At 72.3% G+C, this 22470-nt stretch carries 15 protein-coding genes and 1 pseudogene; 9 read left to right on the top strand and 7 right to left on the bottom strand.

Translation table 11 applies throughout. From position 1 onward, the window contains the following. Window positions 1-52 precede the first annotated feature (52 nt). Both AB0O76_RS19470 and AB0O76_RS19465 read right to left on the bottom strand, forming a co-directional pair. Window positions 53-517: pseudogene (locus AB0O76_RS19470) on the bottom strand (DUF1445 domain-containing protein). After that, on the bottom strand, window positions 514-1815 hold the full coding sequence (locus AB0O76_RS19465) for an MFS transporter (protein ID WP_365492460.1): 1302 nt from the start codon (window positions 1813-1815) through the stop codon (window positions 514-516). Before AB0O76_RS19465 ends, AB0O76_RS19470 begins: the two are co-directional and overlap by 4 nt. A 167-nt stretch (window positions 1816-1982) precedes the next feature. Here AB0O76_RS19465 and AB0O76_RS19460 point away from each other — a divergent pair, with 167 nt between their 5' ends. The 4 genes from AB0O76_RS19460 (at window position 1983) to AB0O76_RS19445 (ending at window position 10088) form a co-directional block, all read left to right on the top strand. Continuing rightward, the gene (locus AB0O76_RS19460) at window positions 1983-2687 is read left to right on the top strand and encodes a GntR family transcriptional regulator (RefSeq protein WP_365492457.1); all 705 of its coding nucleotides are present in this window, start codon (window positions 1983-1985) and stop codon (window positions 2685-2687) included. A gap of 58 nt (window positions 2688-2745) precedes the next feature. After that, a complete protein-coding gene (locus tag AB0O76_RS19455) occupies window positions 2746-4272 on the top strand; it encodes a hypothetical protein (RefSeq protein ID WP_365492454.1) in 1527 nt (508 codons plus the stop codon). Between the two features lie 144 nt (window positions 4273-4416). After that, window positions 4417-5265, top strand: a complete 849-nt coding sequence (locus AB0O76_RS19450) for a hypothetical protein (protein ID WP_365493092.1) — start codon at window positions 4417-4419, stop codon at window positions 5263-5265. 68 nt (window positions 5266-5333) lie between these two features. Further along, window positions 5334-10088 carry a hypothetical protein gene (locus AB0O76_RS19445; RefSeq protein WP_365492451.1) on the top strand — a complete coding sequence of 1585 codons (4755 nt, stop codon included), beginning with the start codon at window positions 5334-5336 and terminating at the stop codon, window positions 10086-10088. Here the strand turns inward: AB0O76_RS19445 and AB0O76_RS19440 are convergent. From AB0O76_RS19440 to AB0O76_RS19425, 4 genes are all read right to left on the bottom strand, one after another. After that, entirely contained in the window at window positions 10085-11203 is a 1119-nt protein-coding gene (locus AB0O76_RS19440) for an aromatic ring-hydroxylating dioxygenase subunit alpha (RefSeq protein ID WP_365492448.1), read from the bottom strand. The genes AB0O76_RS19445 and AB0O76_RS19440 overlap by 4 nt on opposite strands. A gap of 38 nt (window positions 11204-11241) precedes the next feature. Then, window positions 11242-13722 carry an FAD-dependent oxidoreductase gene (locus tag AB0O76_RS19435; protein ID WP_365492445.1) on the bottom strand — a complete coding sequence of 827 codons (2481 nt, stop codon included), beginning with the start codon at window positions 13720-13722 and terminating at the stop codon, window positions 11242-11244. Further along, window positions 13719-14804 (bottom strand): S-(hydroxymethyl)mycothiol dehydrogenase, encoded by a 1086-nt coding sequence (locus AB0O76_RS19430; RefSeq protein WP_365492442.1) that lies wholly within the window; start codon window positions 14802-14804, stop codon window positions 13719-13721. The genes AB0O76_RS19435 and AB0O76_RS19430 overlap by 4 nt, the downstream gene beginning before the upstream one ends. A gap of 283 nt (window positions 14805-15087) precedes the next feature. Further along, complete coding sequence (locus AB0O76_RS19425; protein WP_365492439.1) at window positions 15088-15930, bottom strand: IclR family transcriptional regulator; 843 nt, start codon at window positions 15928-15930, stop codon at window positions 15088-15090. Between the two features lie 204 nt (window positions 15931-16134). Here AB0O76_RS19425 and AB0O76_RS19420 point away from each other — a divergent pair, with 204 nt between their 5' ends. Further along, a complete protein-coding gene (locus tag AB0O76_RS19420; RefSeq protein ID WP_365492436.1) occupies window positions 16135-16455 on the top strand; it encodes a bifunctional 3-phenylpropionate/cinnamic acid dioxygenase ferredoxin subunit in 321 nt (106 codons plus the stop codon). Further along, a complete protein-coding gene (locus AB0O76_RS19415) occupies window positions 16452-17633 on the top strand; it encodes an FAD-dependent oxidoreductase (RefSeq protein ID WP_365492433.1) in 1182 nt (393 codons plus the stop codon). The genes AB0O76_RS19420 and AB0O76_RS19415 overlap by 4 nt, the downstream gene beginning before the upstream one ends. Window positions 17634-17676: 43 nt before the next feature. On the opposite strand, the gene AB0O76_RS19410 is transcribed toward AB0O76_RS19415, so the two are convergent. Beyond that, on the bottom strand, window positions 17677-18126 hold the full coding sequence (locus AB0O76_RS19410; protein ID WP_365492431.1) for a hypothetical protein: 450 nt from the start codon (window positions 18124-18126) through the stop codon (window positions 17677-17679). Window positions 18127-18576: 450 nt separating this feature from the next. Between AB0O76_RS19410 and AB0O76_RS19405 the strand changes: the two genes are divergently transcribed. Genes AB0O76_RS19405 through AB0O76_RS19395 form a run of 3 tightly spaced genes read left to right on the top strand, consistent with a single transcriptional unit; the run spans window position 18577 to window position 22454 of the window. After that, window positions 18577-21603, top strand: a complete 3027-nt coding sequence (locus tag AB0O76_RS19405; protein ID WP_365492428.1) for a nitrate- and nitrite sensing domain-containing protein — start codon at window positions 18577-18579, stop codon at window positions 21601-21603. Further along, the gene (locus AB0O76_RS19400; RefSeq protein ID WP_360780819.1) at window positions 21600-22040 is read left to right on the top strand and encodes a roadblock/LC7 domain-containing protein; all 441 of its coding nucleotides are present in this window, start codon (window positions 21600-21602) and stop codon (window positions 22038-22040) included. The genes AB0O76_RS19405 and AB0O76_RS19400 overlap by 4 nt, the downstream gene beginning before the upstream one ends. 9 nt (window positions 22041-22049) lie before the next feature. Continuing rightward, on the top strand, window positions 22050-22454 hold the full coding sequence (locus tag AB0O76_RS19395; RefSeq protein WP_365492424.1) for a DUF742 domain-containing protein: 405 nt from the start codon (window positions 22050-22052) through the stop codon (window positions 22452-22454). The last annotated feature ends 16 nt before the right edge of the window (window positions 22455-22470 follow it).

Here is a 22470-nt window from a genome sequence, read left to right as displayed (position 1 = left end):
CTACGTAGGTCTCCTGTTTCGCTGCTTTTCCCGTGCCCGGCGGTCACCCCGCTCAGGCCACCCGGTACTGCTCGTCACGGGCGTCGGTGATGAACATCTGGCCCGGCGCGTGGGTGATGGCGAACGGCGGCCGCGAGGCCATCACCGCCGCCTGCGGGGTCACCCCGCAGGCCCAGAACACCGGGATGTCACCGGGCTCGGCGGCCACCGGATCACCGAAGTCCGGACGGTCGAGATCGTCGATGCCGAGCCCCGCGGGTTCGCCGCAGTGCACCGGGCCGCCGTGCACCGCGGGCAGCAGGGGCGCGCGGTCACGTATATGGAGACGTTGCGGCCCTGCTCGATGTGGCGCATCGGGATGCCGGACTCGGCCAGCGCCCACTCGAAGGTGAAGCTGCAGCGTCAAGTTGGCCTGCGTGTGTCCTGCCGCCCAGCCCGCGGTCGGCCCGCTCGCCCCCGAACGGAAGTGCGCGCGGGCCTGCGCGGGGTCCTTGAGCACGGTGGAGGCCCCGGTCACAGCAGCTCCTTCCCCCGCGTCTCGGGGAGCCCGAGCAGGGCGAGGACGGCGATGCCGTAGCCCACCGCCCCGAAGACCAGCGCACCGCCGACGCCCCAGCTGTCGGCCAGGAAGCCGACCATGGTGGGGAAGACGGCGCCCACGGCGCGCCCGGTGTTGTACGTGAAGCCCTGGCCCGTGCCGCGCACGGCGGCTGGATACAGCTCGCTGAGGAACGAACCGAAGCCACTGAAGATCGCCGACATGCAGAAGCCGAGCGGGAAACCGAGCACCAGGAGAAGGCCGTTGGAGCCGTCAGGGATGTTCGTGTACGCCAGGATGCTGGCCGCGGAGAGGAACGCGAAGAGAGTGATGTTCCGTTTGCGGCCCAGCACGTCGGTGAGATATCCGCCGGCCAGATAGCCGATGAAGGCCCCGGAGATGAGGAAGGTCAGATACCCGCCGGTGCCGACGACGGTGAGCCCGCGCTCGGTCTTCAGGTACGTGGGCACCCAGGTGGCAAGGGTGTAGTAGCCGCCCTGCACACCGGTCGAGAGCAGTACGGCGAAGAGGGTGATCCGCAGCAGACCGGGCTTGAAGATGGCGGTGAACGAGCCCTTGTCGGCGCTCTTCTGCCGTTCCGCGGCCGCTTCGGGGGCGTCGTGGACGTTGCGGCGTACGTAGATCACCAGGAGGGCGGGCAGCGCGCCGGTCCAGAACATCACGCGCCAGGCGATGTCCTCGTCGAGGAACTGGAACACCAGGGTGTAGACGATCGCCGCCAGGGCCCAGCCGACCGCCCAGGAGCTCTGGATCGCGCCGAGCGTGCGGCCGCGGTTCTTGGCGGTGGCGTACTCGGCGACCAGGATCGCGCCGACCGCCCACTCGCCGCCGAAACCGAGGCCCTGGAGGGCGCGGAAGACCAGCAGCGTCTCGTAGTTGGGCGCGAAGCCGCAGGCGACGGTGAAGACGGCGTACGTGATGACCGTGATCATCAGCGCCTTGACCCGGCCGATCCGGTCGGCGACGACGCCCGCGACGGCGCCGCCGACCGCGGAGACGACGAGGGTGACCGTGGTGAACAGGCCGGTCTGGCCGCTGTCCAGACCGAAGTACGCGGCGAGCGCGACCATGCTCAGCGGCAGCGTGAAGTAGTCGTAGGAGTCGAGGGCGTAGCCCCCGAAGGCACCGGCGAAGGCGCGGCGGCCGCGCGGACCGAGGTCGCGCAGCCAGCCGAACGCACCGCCGCTTTCGGGGAGTTCGCCCGCGGCGGGGCGTGCGTCGGTGGAGACGGCCTGAGGTGGAGGGGGTGTGCTCATGGGCACCTCGCAGAGGGGGACGGAGGGTGCGGAGTGGGCCGAGCGGGAATTTCGGTGAACGTGCGGAGCGGGTGGGGACCGTGCCGTGCCCGCCAAGGTAGAGGATCGTTGAACGATCCCTCAATACCCATGTTGTTTCGTTCTTGTATCTGCGATTGAATCCGGGCATGACCGAGGGAATGGCTGGCGCGAGCGGACTGGCCGACGACCGGGCGCTCCTGGGGCGCACGAGCACGGCGGAGCGGGTCTCGGACATCCTTCGCAGCCGGATCGCGGAGGGCTACTTCCCGCCCGGGGCACGGCTGTCCGAGGACAGCATCGGCGGCGCACTCGGCGTCTCGCGGAACACGCTGCGTGAGGCCTTCCGGCTGCTGACGCACGAGCGACTGCTTGTCCATCAGCTCAACCGCGGGGTATTTGTCCGAGTTCTCACCATTGGGGACGTAGAGGACATCTACCGCACCCGGCGCCTCGTGGAATGCGCGGTCGTCCGCGGACTCGGCGACCCGCCCTTCGCGCTCGACGGGCTCGCGGGCGCCGTCGAGGACGGCACAAAGGCCGCCCGTGAACGCGAGTGGAAGGGCGTCTCCACTGCCAACATCCACTTCCACCGCGAGCTGGTCGCGCTCGCCGGCAGCGCCCGCACCGACGAGGTCATGCGCAGCGTCTTCGCCGAACTGCGCCTGGCCTTCCACGTGGTGGACGATCCGCGACGCCTCCACGAGCCGTATCTCGCACGCAACCGGCAGATCCTCGACACCCTCCGGGCCGGGGACGCCGCCGAGGCCGAGCGACTGCTCGCGGAGTACCTGGACGACTCCCGCAGCGGGCTCGTCGAGGTGTACGGACACCTCGTGACGGCCGAGGCCTGAGCCGGTCGCTTCTGCGCCGTTTCGACCGTTGTCAGACCGAGGACCTAGTCTGTGCACCGTGACTTCGCCTGCCGTTACGGACACCGCTCCGCCCCAGCTCAGCGCGGGGCCGAGGCCCGCTCTGGGCCCGGCCGCCGACGAGGGCCTGGCGCGGCGGCTCCGCGCGCTCGCCTGCACGGCGCCGCTGCACGACCTGGACACGCGCAAGGCCAACCTGGCGGGCGAGTACACCGTGTACGCGATGGCGGAGGTGGCCCTCTCCGCCATCGACCTCGTCACGCTCAACATGGACTTCGACACCGGCGCCGACCATGAGCAGATAGTGGCCAGGCTGCTCCCGCGCGTCGCCGCGCAGGCCCCCCGCCGCCCCGCCGCCGAGCACGAGCGGGTGGCCCGCTGGGTCCTGGAGAACCTGATCAACGTCGGCAGCGTCGACCGCGGCTTCCGCGCCGTGTACGGCACCTTCGCGCCCGACGGCACGTATGTGCGCAGGGACTACGACTTCAAGCTGATCGAGGAGGTGCCCGGGTACGGCGGCAGCGTCTACCTCCGCACGACCGACGAAGCGGTCAACGTCCTGGTGGGCGCCCTCGACACCGACGTCACCAGCGCCCAGATCGCCGCCGAGGTGAAGCTCGAGGTCCTGATCAGCCGCGGCCGTCTCGCCGACGCCCAGCTCGCCGCCGAGCAGGCGCGCTACCGGACGGTGCAGTATTCGGAGACCCTCCGCAAGGCCCTCGACGCGACCCGGCGCAACGTGCGCGCGGTGGACTGGCTGCAGGCAGTCCCCGACATGATCGCCGAGGCACTCGACCACGTCGCCGACCGCTACCGCCACGAGAACGCGATCCTGACGAACATCCGCAAGGCCCGCGACGAGTCCGAGGACCCCGAGCACAAGCGCCGCGCCGCCGAGCTCGTCGACATCGTCAAGGACTGCATCCGCCGCCACACGCAGTTGCAGTCCCGGCTCCTCGAAGCGGGGCCGTTGTTCCGCGCCGAGCAGGACCGCCAGGCCTTCGCGGCGCCCACCGCGCGCACCGGCCTCGATCTGTACGGGCAGCTGGTCGCGCCGCTCCTGCCGCTCCCGGTCGAGCAGGCGAGCCGCGTGACCAACGCCTTCTTCGCGCGCGGGACGGGGCTGCGCACGCCTGTCTCCGTACGTGTCGGGGACCTGGTCGACATACTGCTCACGCCGCCGCAGGAGCGCGAGCACCTGGGCGTGGAGATGCCCGAGCCCGACCTCATCGCAACGCCCGACGACAGCCGCTTCAGCGAGGAGCAGCTCGCGAGCGCCATGGAGCTGCTCGACCTGCCCGCCGACGCGCCACGCCGCCTCTCCGGACTGCTCGCCGACGCCCGCGGCCGCGACACCGAACTGCCCTATCTGGTCGCCCTCCTGGCCGTCCACGCGGCGAGCCCGCCGGTCGGCACCGCCTACCGCCAGGGCGAGGAGAAGCTCCTGTTCGCCGTGGACGACGGCACGGAACTCGACGACCCGGAGTTCGGCGGCGCCGACCTCATCGTGGGCACGGCCCTGCTCGACGCCGCGGGCATGGCCGCCGACCGGACGGAGGCCGCGTGAACACTCCCTCCGCCGACCGGATGGAGGCCGCGTGAACACCCCGGCCCCTCCCAGGACTTTCCCGTACGACCGCCGCAAGGAGCACAAGCCGTGACCGATCACCCCGCAGAGCACGCCGCGTGGGGCGAGCCGGGTCCCCCGACGGTGCCTGTGGCGCCCGCCGCGCCCGCGGCCGTCACCCCGGCCGACGCCGCCGACGCCGCGCGCCTGGTCGCCTTCGGCCTGCAGCCCAAGCTGCAGCCCGCCCGCGACCAGGAGTACGCCGAACTCCTTCGCAGGTACCGCGAGGACCCGCCCTTCGCGCGGCTCGCCGACGCCGTCGCCGCCGGGCTCGGACTCGTCGTCCTGGAGGTGTCCCCGCGCGCGGGGATGGCCGTGACCGCCGCCGAGGACTCCGTGTTCGCCGTCCGCATGGGCGACTACGCGCGCAGGACCGCCGCCGACTCCACCGACCGCTTCCTGCACGGCCTCGCCCATCTCGCCGTCGCCGCCATGGCGTTCCCGCGCCCCGAGGACCTCGCCGACGACGGATACATCGGCCGGGTCACGGTCAATGGCGTCGACGCCTTCGTACGCCAGGCCTGTCACCGCCTGGAGGAACGCGCCGAGGAGCAGGGCGAGAACACCGACCCGGCGACCGACGCCCCCGGCCTCGAGGCCGCCTGGCGGATCTGGGCGCGGCGCAGCTCCACCGGCGCCACCAAGGACGCCCGCAGGCTCGCCGGTTCGACCACCGGGATCATCGGCAAGGCCGTCGCGTTCCTCACCGACTCCGGGTTCCTGCAGCGCACGGGCGACGACTCCGGCGGGACGTATCGCACGACCGCGCGCTACCAGCTTCAGGTACGCGACATGGCGGGCGGCGCGGCCATGGCCGAGCTCCTCGAACTCGGCATCGTGCCCGTCACCGACGGGTCCGCGACCCTGTTGCCTCCCGACGAGACCGACGATCTGGAGCTGGCCGCCGACGCGGGCCTGCCCTTCCACTCCTGACGTCACCGCCGCCCACCGCACTTCAACGTCCCGCCGTTCCCCACGACTTACGACGAGAGTCCGCCGCCATGTACGAGCTGTCCCGGGTCCGCCTCTACTCCATCGGCCCCGCCGGTGCGCGCTACGCCGACACCGTGCTTGACCTGCGCGGCGTGGGCGCGGAGGTGCCCGACCCCGCGCCCGCCCAGGCGGAGTTCTTCGAGGAGGAGCCGGTCGGCCCGCCGCGCCGCCCGGCGCCCGCGGGCGTGCTCTTCCTGGAGAACGGCGGCGGCAAGTCCGTACTGCTCAAGCTGATCTTCTCGGTGATGCTGCCGGGCCACCGCAACACGCTCGGCGGCGCCAGCTCCGGAGTCCTTCGCAAGTTCCTTCTCGCCGACGACTGCGGGCACGTGGCCCTGGAGTGGCAGCACACCCTGACCGGCGAGTGCGTCGTCGTCGGCAAGGTCAGCGAGTGGCGCGGACGGCAGGTCTCCAACGACCCGCGCAAGTTCGCCGAGGCCTGGTACTCCTTCAGGCCCGGACCCGGCATGAGCCTGGACTCGCTGCCCGTCGCCGAGTCCACCGCCGTGCGGCCGCCCGTGGAAGGCGCGTCGGGCGCCCAGGGACGGCGCCGCACCATGAAGGGCTTCCGCGACGCGATGACCGAGGCGGTCAAGGCGTACCCCCACCTCGAAGTGCACTGGGAAGAGATCCACGACCGCTGGAACGAACACCTCGGCGACCTGGGCCTCGACCCCGAACTCTTCCGCTACCAGCGCGAGATGAACGCCGACGAGGGTGAGGCCGCCGGTCTCTTCGCGGTCAAGAAGGACTCCGACTTCACCGACCTGCTCCTTCGCGCCGTCACGGACACCCGCGACACGGACGGCCTCGCCGACCTGGTCCACGGCTTCGGCAACAAGCTGGGGCGCCGCTCCGAACTCATCGCCGAGCGGGACTTCACCGCGGGCTCCGTCGATCTGCTGGGGCGGATCGTCGACGCCGCCGAAACGCGGGCACGCGCGCGTGACGTGCACGCGGGCGCCGAGCGGCGCACCCGGACACTCGCCCGCCGGCTCTCCGCGCGGGCCGTCGCCGAGCGGGGCCGCGCCGCCGAACTCGCCGAGCGGGTCACCGCCGCCGCGCACACCGTCACCACGGCCGAGCAGGCCCGCGGCCGGTCAGCGCTGATCGCCGCCGAACTCGCCTTCCGGCACGCGTCGTTGGCGCTCACCGTCGCCGAGAAGGCCGCCGCAGCCCAGCGCCGCGAGCTGGCCGACGCGCGTCAGCTGCACTCCGCCTGGCAGGCCGCCGAGGCCGTGCTTCGTCACCGCGCGGCCGCCGACCGCTCCGCGCGCGTGGCCGCCGCGATCCTGGAGGCCGAGCGGGACGCCGCGCCCGCGCTCGCCGCCCGCGCCAAGGCGGCGGCCGATCTCGTACGGGTCCTGCACACCGCGGCCGAGGGCGCCGAGTCGCTCGCCAACGAGGAGGAGGAGCGCTCGGCCGCACTCCAGGAGACCGGCGAGGCCGCCCACCGCGACGCCACCTCCGCCGCGACAGAGGCGCAGCGCGCCCGCAGCGAGGCAGGGCACCTGCGCCAGCGCCTTGCCGAGGTCGAGCAGGAGACCGCCGAGGCCGTCCGTGCGGGCTGGCTCGACGACACCGCGCCCGACGCCGACCCCGCGCGCGCGGCACTGGCGGCCAGCGACGCCGAGAAGAGCGCGGTGACCGCCTGGGAGAGCACCCGCGAGGCCGCGCTGCGCTCCGCCGAGCACGCCAAGGAGGCGGGCGCCGCCGAGGCCCGCGCCGAACTCACCGCGGCCCGCGCGTCGGACGCCGCGGACGCCGCCGAGCACGCGTACGACGCCGAACGCGGGGCCGCCGAATCGATCGCCGAGGACGAGCGCCTCGCCGAGCTGCTAGGGCTGCCGACCGGGGGGTCCTCAGGAGGGGTGCCGCAGCCCCGGCAGGGGGCGCGGGGCGGCGCGGGTACGGACGGCGACGGCACCGCGCACTCCGGCGACGCCACAGGCGAAGGCTCCCCGGCAGTCGAGGCCCCGGGTTCCGGCGCGGCCGCGGGGTCCGGCACGGACGGCGGCTCCAGCGCCACCGCCACCCATACCCCAGCCGAAGGCCCCCTCTCCGTAGCGGAGTTGGACCGCAGCGCCGACGACCTGCGCACGCTTCTCGAAGACGGCGTCGGCTCCGCAGAGCGGCAGCTCTTCGAGCTGCGGACCGCCGCCGCCGACGACTCCCGCATCCTGGGCGCCCTCGGTGACGGCGGACTGCTGCCGCCCGGCCCCGACGTCCTGGCCACCGTCGAGTTCCTCGGCGAGCACGGCATCCCCGCGCTGCCCGGGTGGCGCTATCTGGCCCAGGCCGTCGACCCCGTCGACCACGCGCGCGTGCTCGCCGCCCGGCCCGAGCTGGTTGATGGCGTCGTCATCACCGACCCGGCCACCCACGCACGCGCCCGCGAAGCCCTCGACGGCGCCGCGCTGTTGCCCCGCTCGGCGGTCGCGGTGGGCACGGCAGCGGCGCTCCTAGCCCCTACCCCGGCCGACGAAGCGGGCGACGGGGGAGTCTTCCTCGTACCGCCGAACCCCGCCATGCACGACGAGCACGCCGCCGACGAGGAGCGGCAGACGCTGCGCGCACGGGCCGCTCAGCGCGACGAGGAGATCAGGGCGCTCGCCGTCCGCCTCGCCAAGGACCGTGAGCTCGCCGCGCGGCTCGCCTCCTGGCGCACCGGCTGCCCGGCGGGACGGCTCGACGAGCTGGCCGCCGCCGCACGCGGCGCCCGCGCCTTCGCCGAGGAGGCCGAGGCCGAGCTCGCCGAGGCCAGGACCATCCGCGCCGAGGCCGACGAGGCGGCCGCCGAAGCGGCACGCGTGCGTGACGAGCGGCAGGAGGCCGCCCAGCGCGCCCGCCGCGTCGCCGACGCCCTCGCGGGGCTCGCCTTCCGGCTCCGCGAGCGCGCGGGCTGGCAGACCAAGCTGCGTGAACTCGCCGACGACGCCATCGAGTCGGAGTCCCGCGCACAGACCTGCCTGGACCGCGCCCGCGCCGCCGACGAGGACCGCCGCGCCGCCCAGCGCGCGGCGGACGACGCCCGCCGCACCGCCCGCGCCCTGCGCGCCGAGCGTGCCGAGATCGCCGGCGCCCCCGAGGACGTGCCGGAAGGCACCGACGCCCCGAAGTCCTCCCTCCCGGCCCTGCGCGAGGCCTACCGCGCCGCGTCCCAGCTCTACGAGAAGGTCGGCGTCGGCGCCGACCTGCGCGCCGAGCAGGCCCGAGCGGAGAGCGACGAGAGCGGCGCGCTCGCCGAACTCGACCGGCTCAGCAACAAGGTCCGCACCCGCGCCGCCCTCCTCCTCGAAGGCACCGACGGCTCCGACGGCCCGTCCCGGCAGGCCGCGGCCGCCCGCGCGGAAGCCCAGGTCCAGCTCATCGAGACCCGCGCGTCCAGCGCGAGCGAGCAGCTCGGCAGGCTCCGCGGCGAGGCCGAGCGGCTCGCCCCCGAGGACGGCGACACGCACACCGAGCTCCCCGAAGAGCTCGTGCCCGCCGACGCCGAGCAGGCACAGACCCTGCTGCGCACCGCCACCTCGGAACTGGCCGCCCACACCGAGGCGTTGAGCCGGGCCAAGGACGCGCACGCCGCCCTGCTGCACTCCCACCGCGCCGCCGAGGATGCCGCCGGGGGCTTCGACGAGACGGCCGCGCTCCTGCGCGACCTGCTGCGCGAGCACCAAGATGAGGAGGACACGGACGAGCCCGAGCCCTTCCCCGGCTCCCTCGAAGAGGCCCGCCAGTCGGCGGCCGAGACCCGCCGCTCGCTGCGCGGCTGCGCCGCCGACCTCTCCGCCGCCGAGTCCGCCGTCCGCGAGGCCGGCGACATCCTCGTACGCCATGCGAACTCCACCCGCTACGAGCAGGTACGCACCCCCGCCCGCCAGCAGATCCGCGAACTGCCCGCCTCCGCGCTGCCGGAGCACGCCAAGAAGTGGGCGGACGCCTTCGCACCCCGACTGCGGGTCCTCACCGACGAGTTGGAGCAGCTGGAGCGCAACCGCGACAGCATCGTCGACCGGCTGCGCGGGTTGGTCGAGTCCTCGCTCGCCACGCTCCGTTCCGCGCAGCGTCTCTCCCAGCTGCCCGAGGGCCTGGGCGAGTGGTCGGGCCAGGAGTTCCTGCGGGTCCGCTTCGACGAACCCGACCAGGCGACGCTGACCGAGCGCCTCGGCGAGGTCATCGACGACGCCACGCGGGCGGCCGTGAAGAAGAACTCCGATCTGCGGCGGGACGGAATGTCCTTGCTGCTGCGCGGAGTTCAGGCCGCCCTGGAGCCGCGCGGCATCGCCGTGGAGATCCTCAAGCCGGACGCCGTGCTCCGTGCCGAGCGGGTGCCCGTCGGGCAGATGGGCGACGTCTTCTCCGGCGGCCAGCTGCTCACCGCGGCCATCGCTCTGTACTGCACGATGGCCGCGCTGCGCAGCAACGACCGGGGCCGTGACAAGCACCGGCACGCCGGCACGCTGTTCCTCGACAACCCCATCGGCCGCGCCAACGCGACGTATCTCCTGGAGCTCCAGAGGGCCGTGTCGGACGCGCTCGGCGTGCAGCTGCTCTACACCACAGGGCTGTTCGACACGACCGCGCTGGCAGAGTTCCCGCTGGTCATCCGCTTGCGCAACGACGCGGACCTGCGTGCGGGCCTGAAGTACATCAGCGTCGAGGAGCACCTGCGGCCGGGCCTGCCGCAGCAGGACCCGGCCGAGGAGACGGTGCACGGGGAGATCACGGCGACGCGGATGTACAAGAGGCCGACTACGGCTTCCTAAGCAAGCCGATCGGCCAGCCACTGGTGGAAGATCCCGATGTGGTGCTCGGTCGGCACGAGCACCCCGCCCCCGCGATAGGCGCGTGACGCCATCGCGGGCTGGGTGCGCTCGCAGGCCGCGAAGTCCTGTTCGTTGACCCGGTGGAAGAGCTCGACGGATTTGCCGAGATCGGCGCCGGACGCGACGACGTCGGGTGCGTACAGCCAGTCGCACTCGACGACCGTGCGGTCCTCGGCGAGGGGGAACATCCGGTGCAGGATCACATGGTCGGGGACGAGGTTGACGAAGACGGTCGGCTTGATGGTGATCGCGTAGTAGCGGCGGTCCTGGTCGTCGGCGACCGAGGGCAGCCGGCCGAAGCCCGCGCTGCCGTCGACGGTGAAGCCGCTGACCTCGTCGCCGAACGAGGCGCCGTGCCCTACGTAGTACTGGGCGGCGAACCCGTCGGCGAACTCCGGCAGGACCTCGGTCAGTTCGGGGTGGATGGTCGCGCAGTGATAGCACTCCATGAAGTTCTCGACGATCAGCTTCCAATTGGCCCGCACGTCGTAGGTGACGCGTTTGCCGAGGGCGAGCCCTTCTGTGCCGTAGCGCTCGATGGACGCCGCGTCGCCGAGACGCTCCACCGCGGCGCCGACGACGGTCTCCTCGAAGGAGGGCGGTTCATCGGCCAGGCACACCCAGGCGTAGCCGAGCCATTCTCGCAGCGCGACCTTGACCAGGCCGTACGCGGTGCGGTCGACGTCGGGCATCTTCACCAGGTTGGGCGCGGCGATCAGCTTGCCGTCGAGGTCGTACGTCCAGGCGTGGTAGGGACATTGGAGATTGCGGCGGACCTCGCCCGACTCCTGGGTGCAGAGCCGCGCGCCGCGGTGCCGGCAGATGTTCAGGAAGGCCCGCAGCTCTCCGGAGCGGGACCGGGTGACCAGGACGCTCTCGCGGCCGATCTGGACGGTGCGGAAGGCGCCGGGTTTGTCGAGGTCGGCGGAGCGCACCGCGCAGAACCAGAGGGACTCGAAGACGCGCTCCTGCTCCTGCCGGAAGATCTCCGGATCCGTGTAGAAGTGGCCCGGCAGCGTCGAGACGAGGCTGTCGGAGATCGGGGTCGTCGTCACGGTGACGTACTCCTCACAAGGGGCGCGGCGAACGGCGGTCAGCGGCGGATGCGGGTCATCTTCGGGTCGAAGAGCGGCTCGTCGGCGACGGTCGCGGGAACCTTCTCGCCGAAGTACTCGATGTGCGTCGCCGTTCCCGCCTCCAGGGGCGGCAGCCAGGCGTACGCGACGCAACGGCCCAGCGTGTAGCCGTACGAGGCGCTGGTGACATACCCGGCGGCGACCCCGGCCCCGTCGATGGACACCGGCTCCTTGCCGAGCACGACGGCGGCCGGGTCGTCGAGCAGCAGCGCGGTGAGCCTGCGCTCCGGGGTCCCCTTCGCCTCAAGCGCCGAACGCCCCACGAAGTCGCCCTTGTTCATCCGGACGGCGAAGCCGACGCCCGCCTCGTACGGGTCGTGCTCGGCGGTCATGTCATGGCCCCAGGCCCGGTAACCCTTCTCCAGGCGCAGGCTGTTGAAGGCCGACCGTCCAGCGGCGATCACGCCGTGCCGCTGCCCCGCCTCCCAGAGCGTGTCCCAGAGCCGGAGCCCGGTGTCGGCGCCGGTGTACAGCTCCCAGCCCAACTCGCCCACGTACGACAGGCGCATCGCCGTCACCGGGACATGCCCGATGTACGTCTCCTTGGCCTTGAAGTAGCCGAACCCCTCGTGCGAGAAGTCGTCGCGGGTGAGCGGCTGGACGAGCTCGCGGGCGAGCGGCCCCCAGACGCCGATGCAGCAGGTGCCCGATGTGATGTCCCGCAGGTGGACGCCGTCAGGGGCGTGGCGCAGGAGCCAGTCCAGGTCGGCGGGGGAGTTGGCGCCCACCTGGAAGCGGTCGGGTGCGAGGCGGGCCACGGTGAGGTCGGAGCGGATGCCGCCCGCCTCGTCCAGGAGCAGCGTGTACGTCACCGAACCGGGCTTCTTGGCCAGGTTGTTGGAGGTCATGTGCTGCAGGAAGTCGAGCGCGCCCGGGCCCGAGACCTCCAGGCGGCGCAGCGGCGTCATGTCGTAGAGGGCGACCTTCTCGCGGGTGGCCTTCGCTTCGGCGGCCGCGACCGGCGACCAGTGGCGAGCAGACCAGGCGTCGCGCTCGGGCACCTCGACGTCCGCGGCGAGCGGGGCGTTCGCCTCGTACCAGTGCGGACGCTCCCAGCCGCCGCCCTCCAGGAAGACGGCGCCGAGCTCCTGCTGCCGGGCGTGGAAGGGGCTGACCCGCAGCGGCCGGGGCTGCTCCATGGGCTGCAGGGGATGCAGCACGTCGTAGACCTCGACGAACTGCTGTGCACCCCGGTCGGCGATGTACGCGGGAGAGCGCTGGGCGTCCTCGAAGCGCGTGAGATCGCAGTCGTGTACGTCGATGGAGGGCCGTCCGTCGACCATCCACTCCGCGACGGCCTTCGCGACACCCGCGGAGTGCGTCACCCACACCGCCTCGGCCAGCCAGAAGCCGCGCAGCGCACGGGACTCACCGAGCACCGGCATCCCGTCCGGCGTGAAGGAGAAGACGCCGTTGAAGCCCTTGGCGACCTCGGTGTCGCGCAGGGAGGGCAGCAGCCAGCCGCAGTCCTCCCAACTCGGCGCGAAATCCTCCTCGGTGAAGGGGTACGAGGACGGCATCTCCTCGGCGTCGTCGTACGCCGGGACCGTGAACGCGTCGATGGGCAGCGGACGGTGGGCGTACGAACCGATACCGATGCGGTCGGTGTGCTCACGGAAGTACAGATCACGATCCTGGAATCGGAGGATCGGCCTCGAAGCCTCCGTACGTGGGTCGTTGACGCCCGCGAGCTCGGGGAGCGGCTCGGTCTTCGCGTACTGATGGGCAAGGGGGAGCAGGGGTATGTCGACGCCGGCCATGCGCCCGATCACCGGACCCCAGAAGCCCGCCGCCGATACGACGTGGTCGGCGGGGAAGGTGCCCCGGTCGGTGACGACGGCGGTGACGCGGCCACCCGTGGGGCCGTCCTCCCGCTCTATGCCGGTGACAGTGTGCCGTTCGAGAAAACGGGCGCCACGCGCGCGTGCCCGCTCGATCTGCGCGCGGCAGGCGAGCACGGCGCGGGCGAGCCCGTCGTCGGGGGTGTGCAGGCCGCCGATGACCCGGCTCTCGTCGATGAGCGGCCACAGCTCCTTGCACCGCGCGGGCCCGACCAGTTCGGCGCGGATTCCCCAGGAGGCGGCGTATCCGGCCTTGCGGTGCAGGTCGGCCCAGCGTTCGGGGGTGGTGGCGAGTTCGAGGCCGCCGACCGGGTTGAAGCAGGAGAGGCCGTCCACTTCGAGGGAGCCGAACTTCTCGACCGTGTACGTCGCGAAGGCGGTCAGCGTCTTGGACGGTCCCGTCTGGAAGACGAGCCCGGGGGCGTGCGATGTGGAGCCGCCGGGGGCGGGCAGCGGCCCCTGTTCGAGGACGGTGACGTCGGTCCAGCCGCGGGCGGTCAGCTCGTCGGCCAGGGAACAGCCGACGATGCCGGCGCCGATGACGACGACGCGGGGCGCGGGGGCGTCGGGCTCAGGTGCGGGCACGCGGTCGCTCACAGGACCACCACCGAACGCAGGACCTCGCCGCGCTGCATCCTGCCGAACGCCTCCTCGACCTGGTCGAGCGCGATGGTCTCGGAGACGAATCCGCCCAGGTCGAACCTGCGGCTGAGGTACTGGTCGATGAGGATCGGGAAGTCACGGCTCGGCAGACAGTCGCCGTACCAGGAGGACTTGAGGGCGCCGCCGCGCGAGAACAGGTCGATCAGGGGCAGGTCGATCGTCATCTCGGGGTCGGGCACGCCGACCTGGACAAGGACGCCCGCGTGATCCCGCATGTAGAAGGCCTGTTTGTACGTCTCCGGGCGGCCGACCGCGTCGATCGCCACGTCGACGCCGAAGCCGCCGGTCAGCTCGCGCACCGCGTCGACGGGGTCCGTGCCGCGGGAGTTGACGGTGTGCGTGGCGCCGAACCGGGTCGCCCCGTCGAGCTTGGCCTCGTCGATGTCGACGGCGATCACGCGGCGCGCCCCCGCAAGCGAGGCGCCGACGATCGCGGCGTTGCCGACCCCGCCGCAGCCGATGACGGCCACGGTGTCGCCGCGGCCGACCCGGCCGGTGTTCACGGCGGCCCCGTAACCGGCCATCACACCGCAACCGATGAGCCCGGCGGCCTCGGGGCGGGCCGCCGGGTCGACCTTCACCGCCTGCCCGGCGGCGACCAGGGTCTTCTCGGCGAAGGCGCCGATGCCGAGGGCGGGGCTCAGGGGGGTGCCGTCCAGGAGGGTCATGGGCTGAGCGGCGTTGCGTGAGTCGAAGCAGTACCAGGGGCGGCCGCGCAGACAGGAGCGGCAGGCTCCGCAGGGGGCACGCCAGGCAATGACCACGTAGTCGTCGGGGCGGAGATCGGTGACGTCGTCGCCCACCGCCTCGATGGTGCCGGCCGCCTCATGGCCGAGCAGGAACGGGAAGTCGTCGTTGATCGCGCCCTCCCGGTAGTGCAGATCCGTGTGGCAGACCCCGCAGGCCTGCACGGAGACAAGTACCTCTCCCGGTCCGGGATCTGGCACGACGATCGTCTGCACCTCGACGGGTGCGCCCTTCTTCATGGCGACGACGGCACGGACCTCGTGTGGCACGGCCAGGCTCCTCTGCTGTTGCGCACTGCACGACGGGTTGCGCTATGAGAGACATAGTGGGAACGCCATCAAGAGGCCGTCAAGGGGTGGGAGTTAAGCCTTGGCAAATCGGCAGGGCACGGCGAAACACGATCGACACGCGACTGGGGCGAATACGGATTCGCGACGGAAACGAGGCGAGGGTGCGTGCCGAAACGCGACGAGGGTGCGTGCGGAAACGCGACGAGGGCGGAACCAGGAATCCCTGGTTCCGCCCTCGTCCTCCGTGTCCAGCGCGGGTCCCTCAGAAGCCGTAGCCCATCCGCCGCGAGAGCTCCACCGCCGCGACGACCGTGCGCTTGGCGAGCTCGGTCAGCCGTTCGTCGGTCAGGCGGTACACCGGCCCCGACGCGCTCAGCGCCCCGATGACCTTGCCGTCGTGTGCGCGCACCGGGGCGGCGACGGCGGCAAGGCCCACCTCGAGCTCCTCCACGGCGATGGCGTACCCCTGCTCGACGACGGCCTCCAGCTCGCCGCGCAGCGCCACCGTGCCGGTCACCGTGTGCTCGGTCAGGCGCGGCAGCGTACGGGCGACAAGCCCCTCGCGCAGCGTCGTCGGCAAGTGGGCCAGGAGGATCTTGCCGCTGGACGTGGCGTGCAGCGGAGTGCGTCTGCCCAGCCAGTTCTGCGCGGTCACGGACGCCGGGCCGCGCGCCTGCATGATGTTGACCGCGGCGTCGTCGTCGAGGATCGCGATGTTGACCGTCTCGCCCAGCTCGTCGGCGAGTTCACGGCAGACCGGGCCGCCCTCCTGGGAGACGTCCAGACGCACTGCCGCCGCCCCCGCGAGGCGCAGTACGCCGGCGCCCAGGAAGTACTTCCCGCGGTCCTTCGCCTGGCCGACAAGGCCGCGGTTCTCCAGGACGCCGAGGAGCCGGAAGGCCGTCGACTTGTGCACCCCGAGCTCGTCGGCGATCTCGGTGACCCCGGCCTCTCCGAGCCGGGCGAGTATCTCCAGGACGCTCACGGCGCGGTCCACGGACTGGACGGACCCCGGGGCCGCCTTCGGTTGCTTCTCGCGTGACTCCCCGGGCTCGTTCTCGCGCGGCTCCTCGTTCTGATCAGGCTGTTTCCGCGTGCGGGTCATATCTCAACTCTCACCACCTTGCGGCCTGTTGAAGCCGCATCTGCGGGAAGCCCTTGACGCGGTGGGCTTCCCGCCCGGATTCTGTTGCGCATAGCGCTCCCTCGTGCGCCATGTGAAACATCATGTTACCGAAGGGTCCTGTACCGAGAAGGTGTCAGGACCGGGCCAGCGAGATCTACGAGAGAGATCAAGAGAGGGGGGCCCATGATTCCCGTCTGCCGCCTTGAAGACCTCCCCGTGGGCGAATCCGTCCGTGTCGACACCACACCGCCCGTTGCGGTGTTCAACGCCGAGGGCGAGATCTACGCCATCGACGACACCTGCAGCCACCAGGACGCCTCTCTCTCCGAGGGGTGGCTCGAAGGCTGTCTGGTCGAATGCCCGCTGCACGCCGCCTCATTCGATCTCCGTACGGGGCAACCGACCTGCCTGCCCGCACGCCGCGCCGTGCGCACCCACCGGGTGAGCGTCGACGACGGAACGATCCATGTCCACCTGGCAGCGGAGGAGGGCTCCGCCGCATGAGGACCATCACCGTGGTGGGCGCCTCGCTCGCCGGGCTCTACGCGGCGCGCGAGCTGCGTGCCCAGGGATTCGACGGCCGGCTCGTGATCGTCGGCGACGAGCCGCACCAGCCGTACGACAGGCCCCCGCTCTCCAAGGACTTCCTCACCGGCCGGTCGGGTGAGGCCCAACTGGCCCTCACCGACGGCGAGGAGACGGCCGAGCTCGCCGCCGAGTGGCTGCTCGGGACGCGCGCCCGCGGCCTCGACGCGCGTGGCCGCACCGTCCTTCTCGACGACGGCAGGACCGTACCGAGCGACGGCGTGGTCATCGCCACCGGGGCGTCCGCCCGCCGGCTGCCGGGGCCCGGCCTGGCGGGCGTGCACACCCTGCGCACGCTGGACGACGCCCGCGCCCTGCGCGCGGAACTGGCCGTCGGCTCGCAGCGGGTCGTCGTGATCGGCGGCGGATTCATCGGCGCCGAGACCGCGTCCTCGTGCGCGGCGCTCGGGCATGAGGTGACGGTCGTCGAGGCCGCACCACTGCCGCTGCTCCCGCAACTCGGCCCGGAGATGGCCGCGGTGTGCGCGGGACTGCACACGCGCGGCGGCGCGACGCTGGTGACCGGCACGGGCGTGGCGGCACTGCGCGGCGACACCGCCGTCCGCGCGGTGGAGCTGTCCGACGGCAGGCTGCTCCCCGCCGACGTGGTCGTCGTCGGCATCGGGGCCACCCCCAACACCGGCTGGCTCGCGGGCTCGCCCCTCGCCCTGGACGACGGGGTCCTCTGCGACGACGGCTGTGTCACCGGGCTGCCGCACGTGGTCGCCGTCGGGGACGTGGCCCGCGTGGGCGGCAAGCGCGCGGAGCACTGGACGAGCGCCACCGAGCAACCCCGCGTCGCCGTACGCAACTTGCTGGCCGCGAGCACCGTCGAAACGGTCCGCCCGCTGCCGTACTTCTGGTCCGACCAGTACGGCTCCCGCATCCAGTTCGCGGGCCGGCGGCGGGCCGACGACACCGTGCGCCTGGTCGAGGGCTCGCCGGACGAGGGCGGCTTCCTCGTCGCGTACGAGCGGGAGGGGCGGACCACGGCGGTGCTCGCCGTCGACCGGCCGCGCCCGTTCATGCGGATGCGGCGCGCACTGGCGGCGGGCGCCGCGGAACCGGCGGGGGTGGGGGTGCCTGCCGGGGTGTGAGCGGCTGGGCGGCTGGGGGGACCGCCATGTCCCCTCGGCCCCCTCAGGAATGCGACAACTGCCCCGCCCCGCCCCGACTCCGTATGCGCTCCTTGCCGCGCGCCGCGGCCCGCGCCTGCCTGCGGGCCCGGCGCCGCTCACGCCGCAGCCCGCGTGCCGTGCTGCTCGGCACCGACACCACGCCGTGCCGCTGGTTGTACACCTGGCGCGTCACCCACACGTCGAGCACGCCCCAGGTGGCGACCACGGTGCTGGCCACACTGCTGAGCACCATCGGGAAGGACAGCCAGGATCCCGCCACGGCGCTCAGGAACGCGATCATCGCCTGTATCAACGTCAGCGACACGATGATGACCGCGCGCACGGCGGCCGTGCGCACCGGATCCGGCAGCCGCCGTCTGCGCGCAGGCTCCTCGATCCACAACTCCCTGCGGCTCTCGCCGCGCTCACCGACCTGCTGCTCAGGCGCCCGCTGGCGCTCCGCCGTGCCCATCAACTCGTCACTCCCCCCGCTGCCCCGCCTGTGCCCCGTGGCCCACCTACTGAGATGTCATCGGACCCGGCACCTCAGTGGCTGCCCGAATTGCTCGGCTTTACACCACCTCGGCACGGCATGCGGTCTTGGCGCACGCTGTCCCAACTCCCTTATTCACAGACGAACGAGCGGCCGGGAAGATTCCCGAACGGCTTCGGCAAAGCGAAGAGATCCGGCCAACTGGGCACATCCGCACGGGGATTGTGCCGCGTGGCACGTGCCACACGCGGGATGCAATCTCCCGTAATGGAGGGACAACTTCGGACGTCCCTTTCGCGTCACGGCTGAAATCCGTCCGGACGTGCCTTCGAGTTGCCCCTGGGTCGGTAGTAGGCTCACGCCGTTTGTTGACGCACATGTGTGCCCCTGGCCATAGCGCGGCCGCAGGGGGCCGATCTGGGGGAGGCCATGCGCTTTCGCGGGAAGTCCATCCGCCGGAAGATCGTGGCATTGCTGCTGGTGCCGCTCCTTTCCCTGACCGCGTTGTGGGGCTTCGCCACCTACGTCACCGGGCAGTCGGCCAAGAACCTGATCGACGTCGCGAACCTCGTCGACACGATCGGCTACCCGGTCGACGACACCGCCCAGGTCGTCCAGCAGGAGCGCCGCCAGACCCTCGTCTATCTCGCCGACCCCCGGGCCTCCGACGCGCTCGCCGCGCTGCGCCGCAGCCGTGCCGCGACCGACGACATGGTCGCGCAGGTGAAGGAGAGGGCCAAGGACCCGGACGTGCGCGACGCGGTGTCCGGACAGTCCGCCGACCGGCTCGCCTCGATCCTCGACGCCTTCGACGGCATCGAGTCGCTGCGCCGCACGGTCGAAGAGGGCACCATCACCCGCGCCGGCGCGCTCAAGATGTACACGAAGCTGATCGACCCCTGCTACGGCTTCCTGATGACCCTCCAGGGCCTCGACGACGCGAAGCTCGACCGGCAGGGCCGCGCGCTCGTCGGAGTGGCACGCGCGCGTGAACTGCTCTCCCGCGAGGACGCGTTGCTCGGCTCCGCGCTCGTGGCCCACCGGATCACCAAGACCGAGATCCGGGAGATCGCCGACCTGCGGGCCCAGCGCACCCTGCTGTACGAGGTCAGCCTCGGCCAGCTGCCGGAGGACGAGCGCGGCCACTACGAGCGCTACTGGAACGGCGCCGAGACGACCCAGCTGCGGGGCGCCGAGAAGGCAGTTGCCGAGTCCGCGGCCGGCACGCCGCGCGTGGTCACATCGGCGCGCTGGGACGCCGCGGCGGGCAAGGCCCTCAAGGACCTCGCCGAACGCGGCGACGCGGCGAGCGACCGCCTGCAGGACCGGGTCGAGCCGGTGGCCGTCGGCGTGATCATCCGGGTTGCCGTGGCAGGCGTCTTCGGTCTGCTCGCGCTGCTGTTCTCGGTCTTCATGTCCCTGCGCATCGGCCGCAGCCTCATACGTGACCTGCGGCGCCTGCGCCTGGAGGCCCACGAGGCGTCCGGTGTGCGGCTGCCCGGCGTGCTGCGCCGCCTGGCGGCCGGCGAACAGGTCGACGTGGAGACCGAGGCGCCCCGTCTGACGTACGAGAAGGACGAGATCGGCCAGGTCGGCCAGGCGCTCAACACCCTGCAGCGCGCCGCGGTCGAGGCCACCGTGAAGCAGGCCGATCTGCGCCGCGGCGTCTCCGAGGTGTTCGTCAACCTCGCACGCCGCAGCCAGGTGCTCCTGCACAAGCAGCTCACCCTGCTCGACACGATGGAGCGCAGGACCGAGGACACGGACGAACTCGCCGACCTCTTCCGCCTCGACCACCTGACGACCCGCATGCGGCGGCACGCCGAGGGTCTCGTGATCCTCTCCGGCGCCGCCCCCTCGCGGCAGTGGCGCAAGCCCGTCCAGCTCATGGACGTCGTCCGCGCGGCCGTCGCCGAGGTCGAGGACTACGAACGCATCGAGGTGCGCCGCCTGCCGCGCATCGCCGTCACCGGCCCCGCGGTCGCCGACCTCACCCACCTGCTGGCCGAACTCCTGGAGAACGCCACGGTGTTCTCGCCCCCGCACACCGCGGTGCAGGTCCTGGGGGAGCATGTCGCCAACGGCTTCACCCTGGAGATCCACGACCGGGGACTCGGCATGGCCGCCGACGCGCTCCTGGACGCCAACCTCCGCCTCGCCGAGACGCCGGAGTTCGAACTCTCCGACACCGACCGGCTCGGCCTCTTCGTAGTGAGCCGCCTCGCCCAGCGGCAGCGCGTACGCGTCTCCCTGCAGCCCTCTCCGTACGGCGGGACCACCGCCGTCGTGTTCATCCCCGAGACGCTGCTCACGGACGACGTACCGGACACCAACGGCATCGGATTCCGCCTCGACCGACCGCAGTCCAAGGAGGCCGTGGGCCGCGACAAGAAGGGCGACAAGACGGCGGCCCTCGGCCAAGTGCCCGTCCAGCTGCCCGGGTTGCCCGCGTCCATCCTCGACGGTCCCGTCGAGCTGGAGGCACCGGTCGGCATGGCGGACCTCGACGGTTTCCCCGGCGCCCTGGAGGACGAGGACAGCGAGCGCGGCGGTCTCTTCCGTCCGCGCCGCCGCGCCGCCGGGGTCCCCGGCGACGAGCAGCACCAACAGGCCCGCGACGAGCGGGAGACCGGCCAGCGTGAACCCGTACGCCCCGACGAATCGTCCCCGGACGACGACCCCGCGGACGAGGGCCACCCGACCGACCCGGTGCCACTGCCCCGCCGCAGGACCCCGAAGCTGGTCTCCTCGCACGGCCGCCCCGTGACGCACACCAGGAACCGGGGCACGACGGCGGAGGACGACGCGGCCCCGGAGAGCCCGGCGGGCCGCCCCCAGGGCGGCATCGCGGCGGAGAACACCCCCGTGGGACGCCCCCAGGGCGGCGCCGTGAACGCCGATCTCCCGCTACGGGGCCGCGGCACCGATGCCGAAGGCCGTCCCGAGCCCACCGTTCCGGAGCTGCCGAGCCGGCGGCGCGGCCGTACCGCGACGGACGCCGTCGACCTGCCGCGCCGCCCCGAACCGCAGTCCGCCTGGCCCGACCTGTCGCCCCCGCACCGCGACGTCACCGCTGCCGACCAGCCGCCGCCGGAGCTCCCCAGGCGCAGTCGGCGCACGGAGACCCCTGAGCGCACCTCGACGTCCACGGAGACCCCCGAACGCACCGCGACGTCACCCGACGCCGGACAGGTGCCCACCCAAGCCCCCGGCGGACTGCCCCGGCGCGTCCGTCAGGCCAACCTCGCGCCTCAACTGAAGGACGGTCCCGACCAGCGCCCGGAGCGCGCACCGACGGCCGGGACCAGGCCGCAGGAGCGCGACGCCGACGAGGTACGCAGCCGGATGGCATCGCTCCAGCGTGGCTGGCAGCGCGGCCGTGAAGAGAACGCCGCGGGCGACGACGCCTCCGACGGCACAGCACCAGGAACCACATCTGAGGGGGACGGTCGATGACCGCACCGAAGGCCGACGCACGCATCGCCATGCCCGGGGGATCGGGGGAGCTGAACTGGCTCCTCGACGACCTGGTGCAGCGGGTCGCCAGCATCCGCAAGGCGCTCGTGCTCTCCGGCGACGGCCTGCCGACCGGCGTATCGAAGGACCTGACCAGGGAGGACAGCGAGCATCTCGCCGCCGTCGCCTCGGGGTTCCACAGCCTGGCCAAGGGCGTCGGACGCCACTTCGAGGCGGGCAGGGTCCGCCAGACCGTGGTGGAGCTCGACGACGCCTTCCTCTTCGTCACGGCCGCGGGCGACGGCAGCTGTCTCGCCGTCCTCTCGGACGCGGACTCCGACGTGGGCCTGGTCGCGTACGAAATGACGCTGCTGGTCAAGAGGGTGGGTGTGCATCTGGGTACGGCGCCGCGCACCGACCTGCCCACGGGAGGGTAGCGGGAGGGCATGAGCGAAGACGGTCAGGGGACGCAGAGGACGCATCGCTGGTTCGACGACGACGCCGGGCCGGTGGTACGTCCGTACGCCATGACACGCGGACGCACCACCAGTCCGGCCCAGCACCGCCTCGACCTGATCGCGGTCGTCATCGCCGAGGCCCGGGCCGACGATCCGGAGACGGACCAGACGCTGTCCCCGGAGCATGTGGACATCGTCGGGCTCTGCCGTGACAGCCCTCAGTCGGTCGCCGAACTGGCGGCCGAACTCGACCTTCCCATCGGCGTGATCCGGGTCCTCATCGGCGATCTCGTCGACGACGAACTGGTGCACGTGACACGTCCCGTACCCCCCGCGGAACTGCCCGACGAGAGTATTCTGCGCGACGTGATCAACGGCCTCCGGGCGCTCTGAACAGCGCGGAAGCGGG

It is taken from the genome of Streptomyces sp. NPDC086554 (genome assembly GCF_040686095.1).
GTDB lineage: Bacteria > Actinomycetota > Actinomycetes > Streptomycetales > Streptomycetaceae > Streptomyces.
This window is presented reverse-complemented; position numbering and strand designations above follow the sequence as displayed.

What these genes read in the sequence shown, in the direction of transcription:
- AB0O76_RS19465 (WP_365492460.1), bottom strand. Translation starts at nt 1,815, where the DNA reads ATGAGCACACCCCCTCCACCTCAGGCCGTCTCCACCGACGCACGCCCC.
- AB0O76_RS19460 (WP_365492457.1), top strand. Translation starts at nt 1,983, where the DNA reads ATGACCGAGGGAATGGCTGGCGCGAGCGGACTGGCCGACGACCGGGCG.
- AB0O76_RS19445 (WP_365492451.1), top strand. Translation starts at nt 5,334, where the DNA reads ATGTACGAGCTGTCCCGGGTCCGCCTCTACTCCATCGGCCCCGCCGGT.
- AB0O76_RS19425 (WP_365492439.1), bottom strand. Translation starts at nt 15,930, where the DNA reads ATGACCCGCACGCGGAAACAGCCTGATCAGAACGAGGAGCCGCGCGAG.
- AB0O76_RS19420 (WP_365492436.1), top strand. Translation starts at nt 16,135, where the DNA reads ATGATTCCCGTCTGCCGCCTTGAAGACCTCCCCGTGGGCGAATCCGTC.
- AB0O76_RS19415 (WP_365492433.1), top strand. Translation starts at nt 16,452, where the DNA reads ATGAGGACCATCACCGTGGTGGGCGCCTCGCTCGCCGGGCTCTACGCG.
- AB0O76_RS19410 (WP_365492431.1), bottom strand. Translation starts at nt 18,126, where the DNA reads ATGGGCACGGCGGAGCGCCAGCGGGCGCCTGAGCAGCAGGTCGGTGAG.
- AB0O76_RS19405 (WP_365492428.1), top strand. Translation starts at nt 18,577, where the DNA reads ATGCGCTTTCGCGGGAAGTCCATCCGCCGGAAGATCGTGGCATTGCTG.
- AB0O76_RS19400 (WP_360780819.1), top strand. Translation starts at nt 21,600, where the DNA reads ATGACCGCACCGAAGGCCGACGCACGCATCGCCATGCCCGGGGGATCG.
- AB0O76_RS19395 (WP_365492424.1), top strand. Translation starts at nt 22,050, where the DNA reads ATGAGCGAAGACGGTCAGGGGACGCAGAGGACGCATCGCTGGTTCGAC.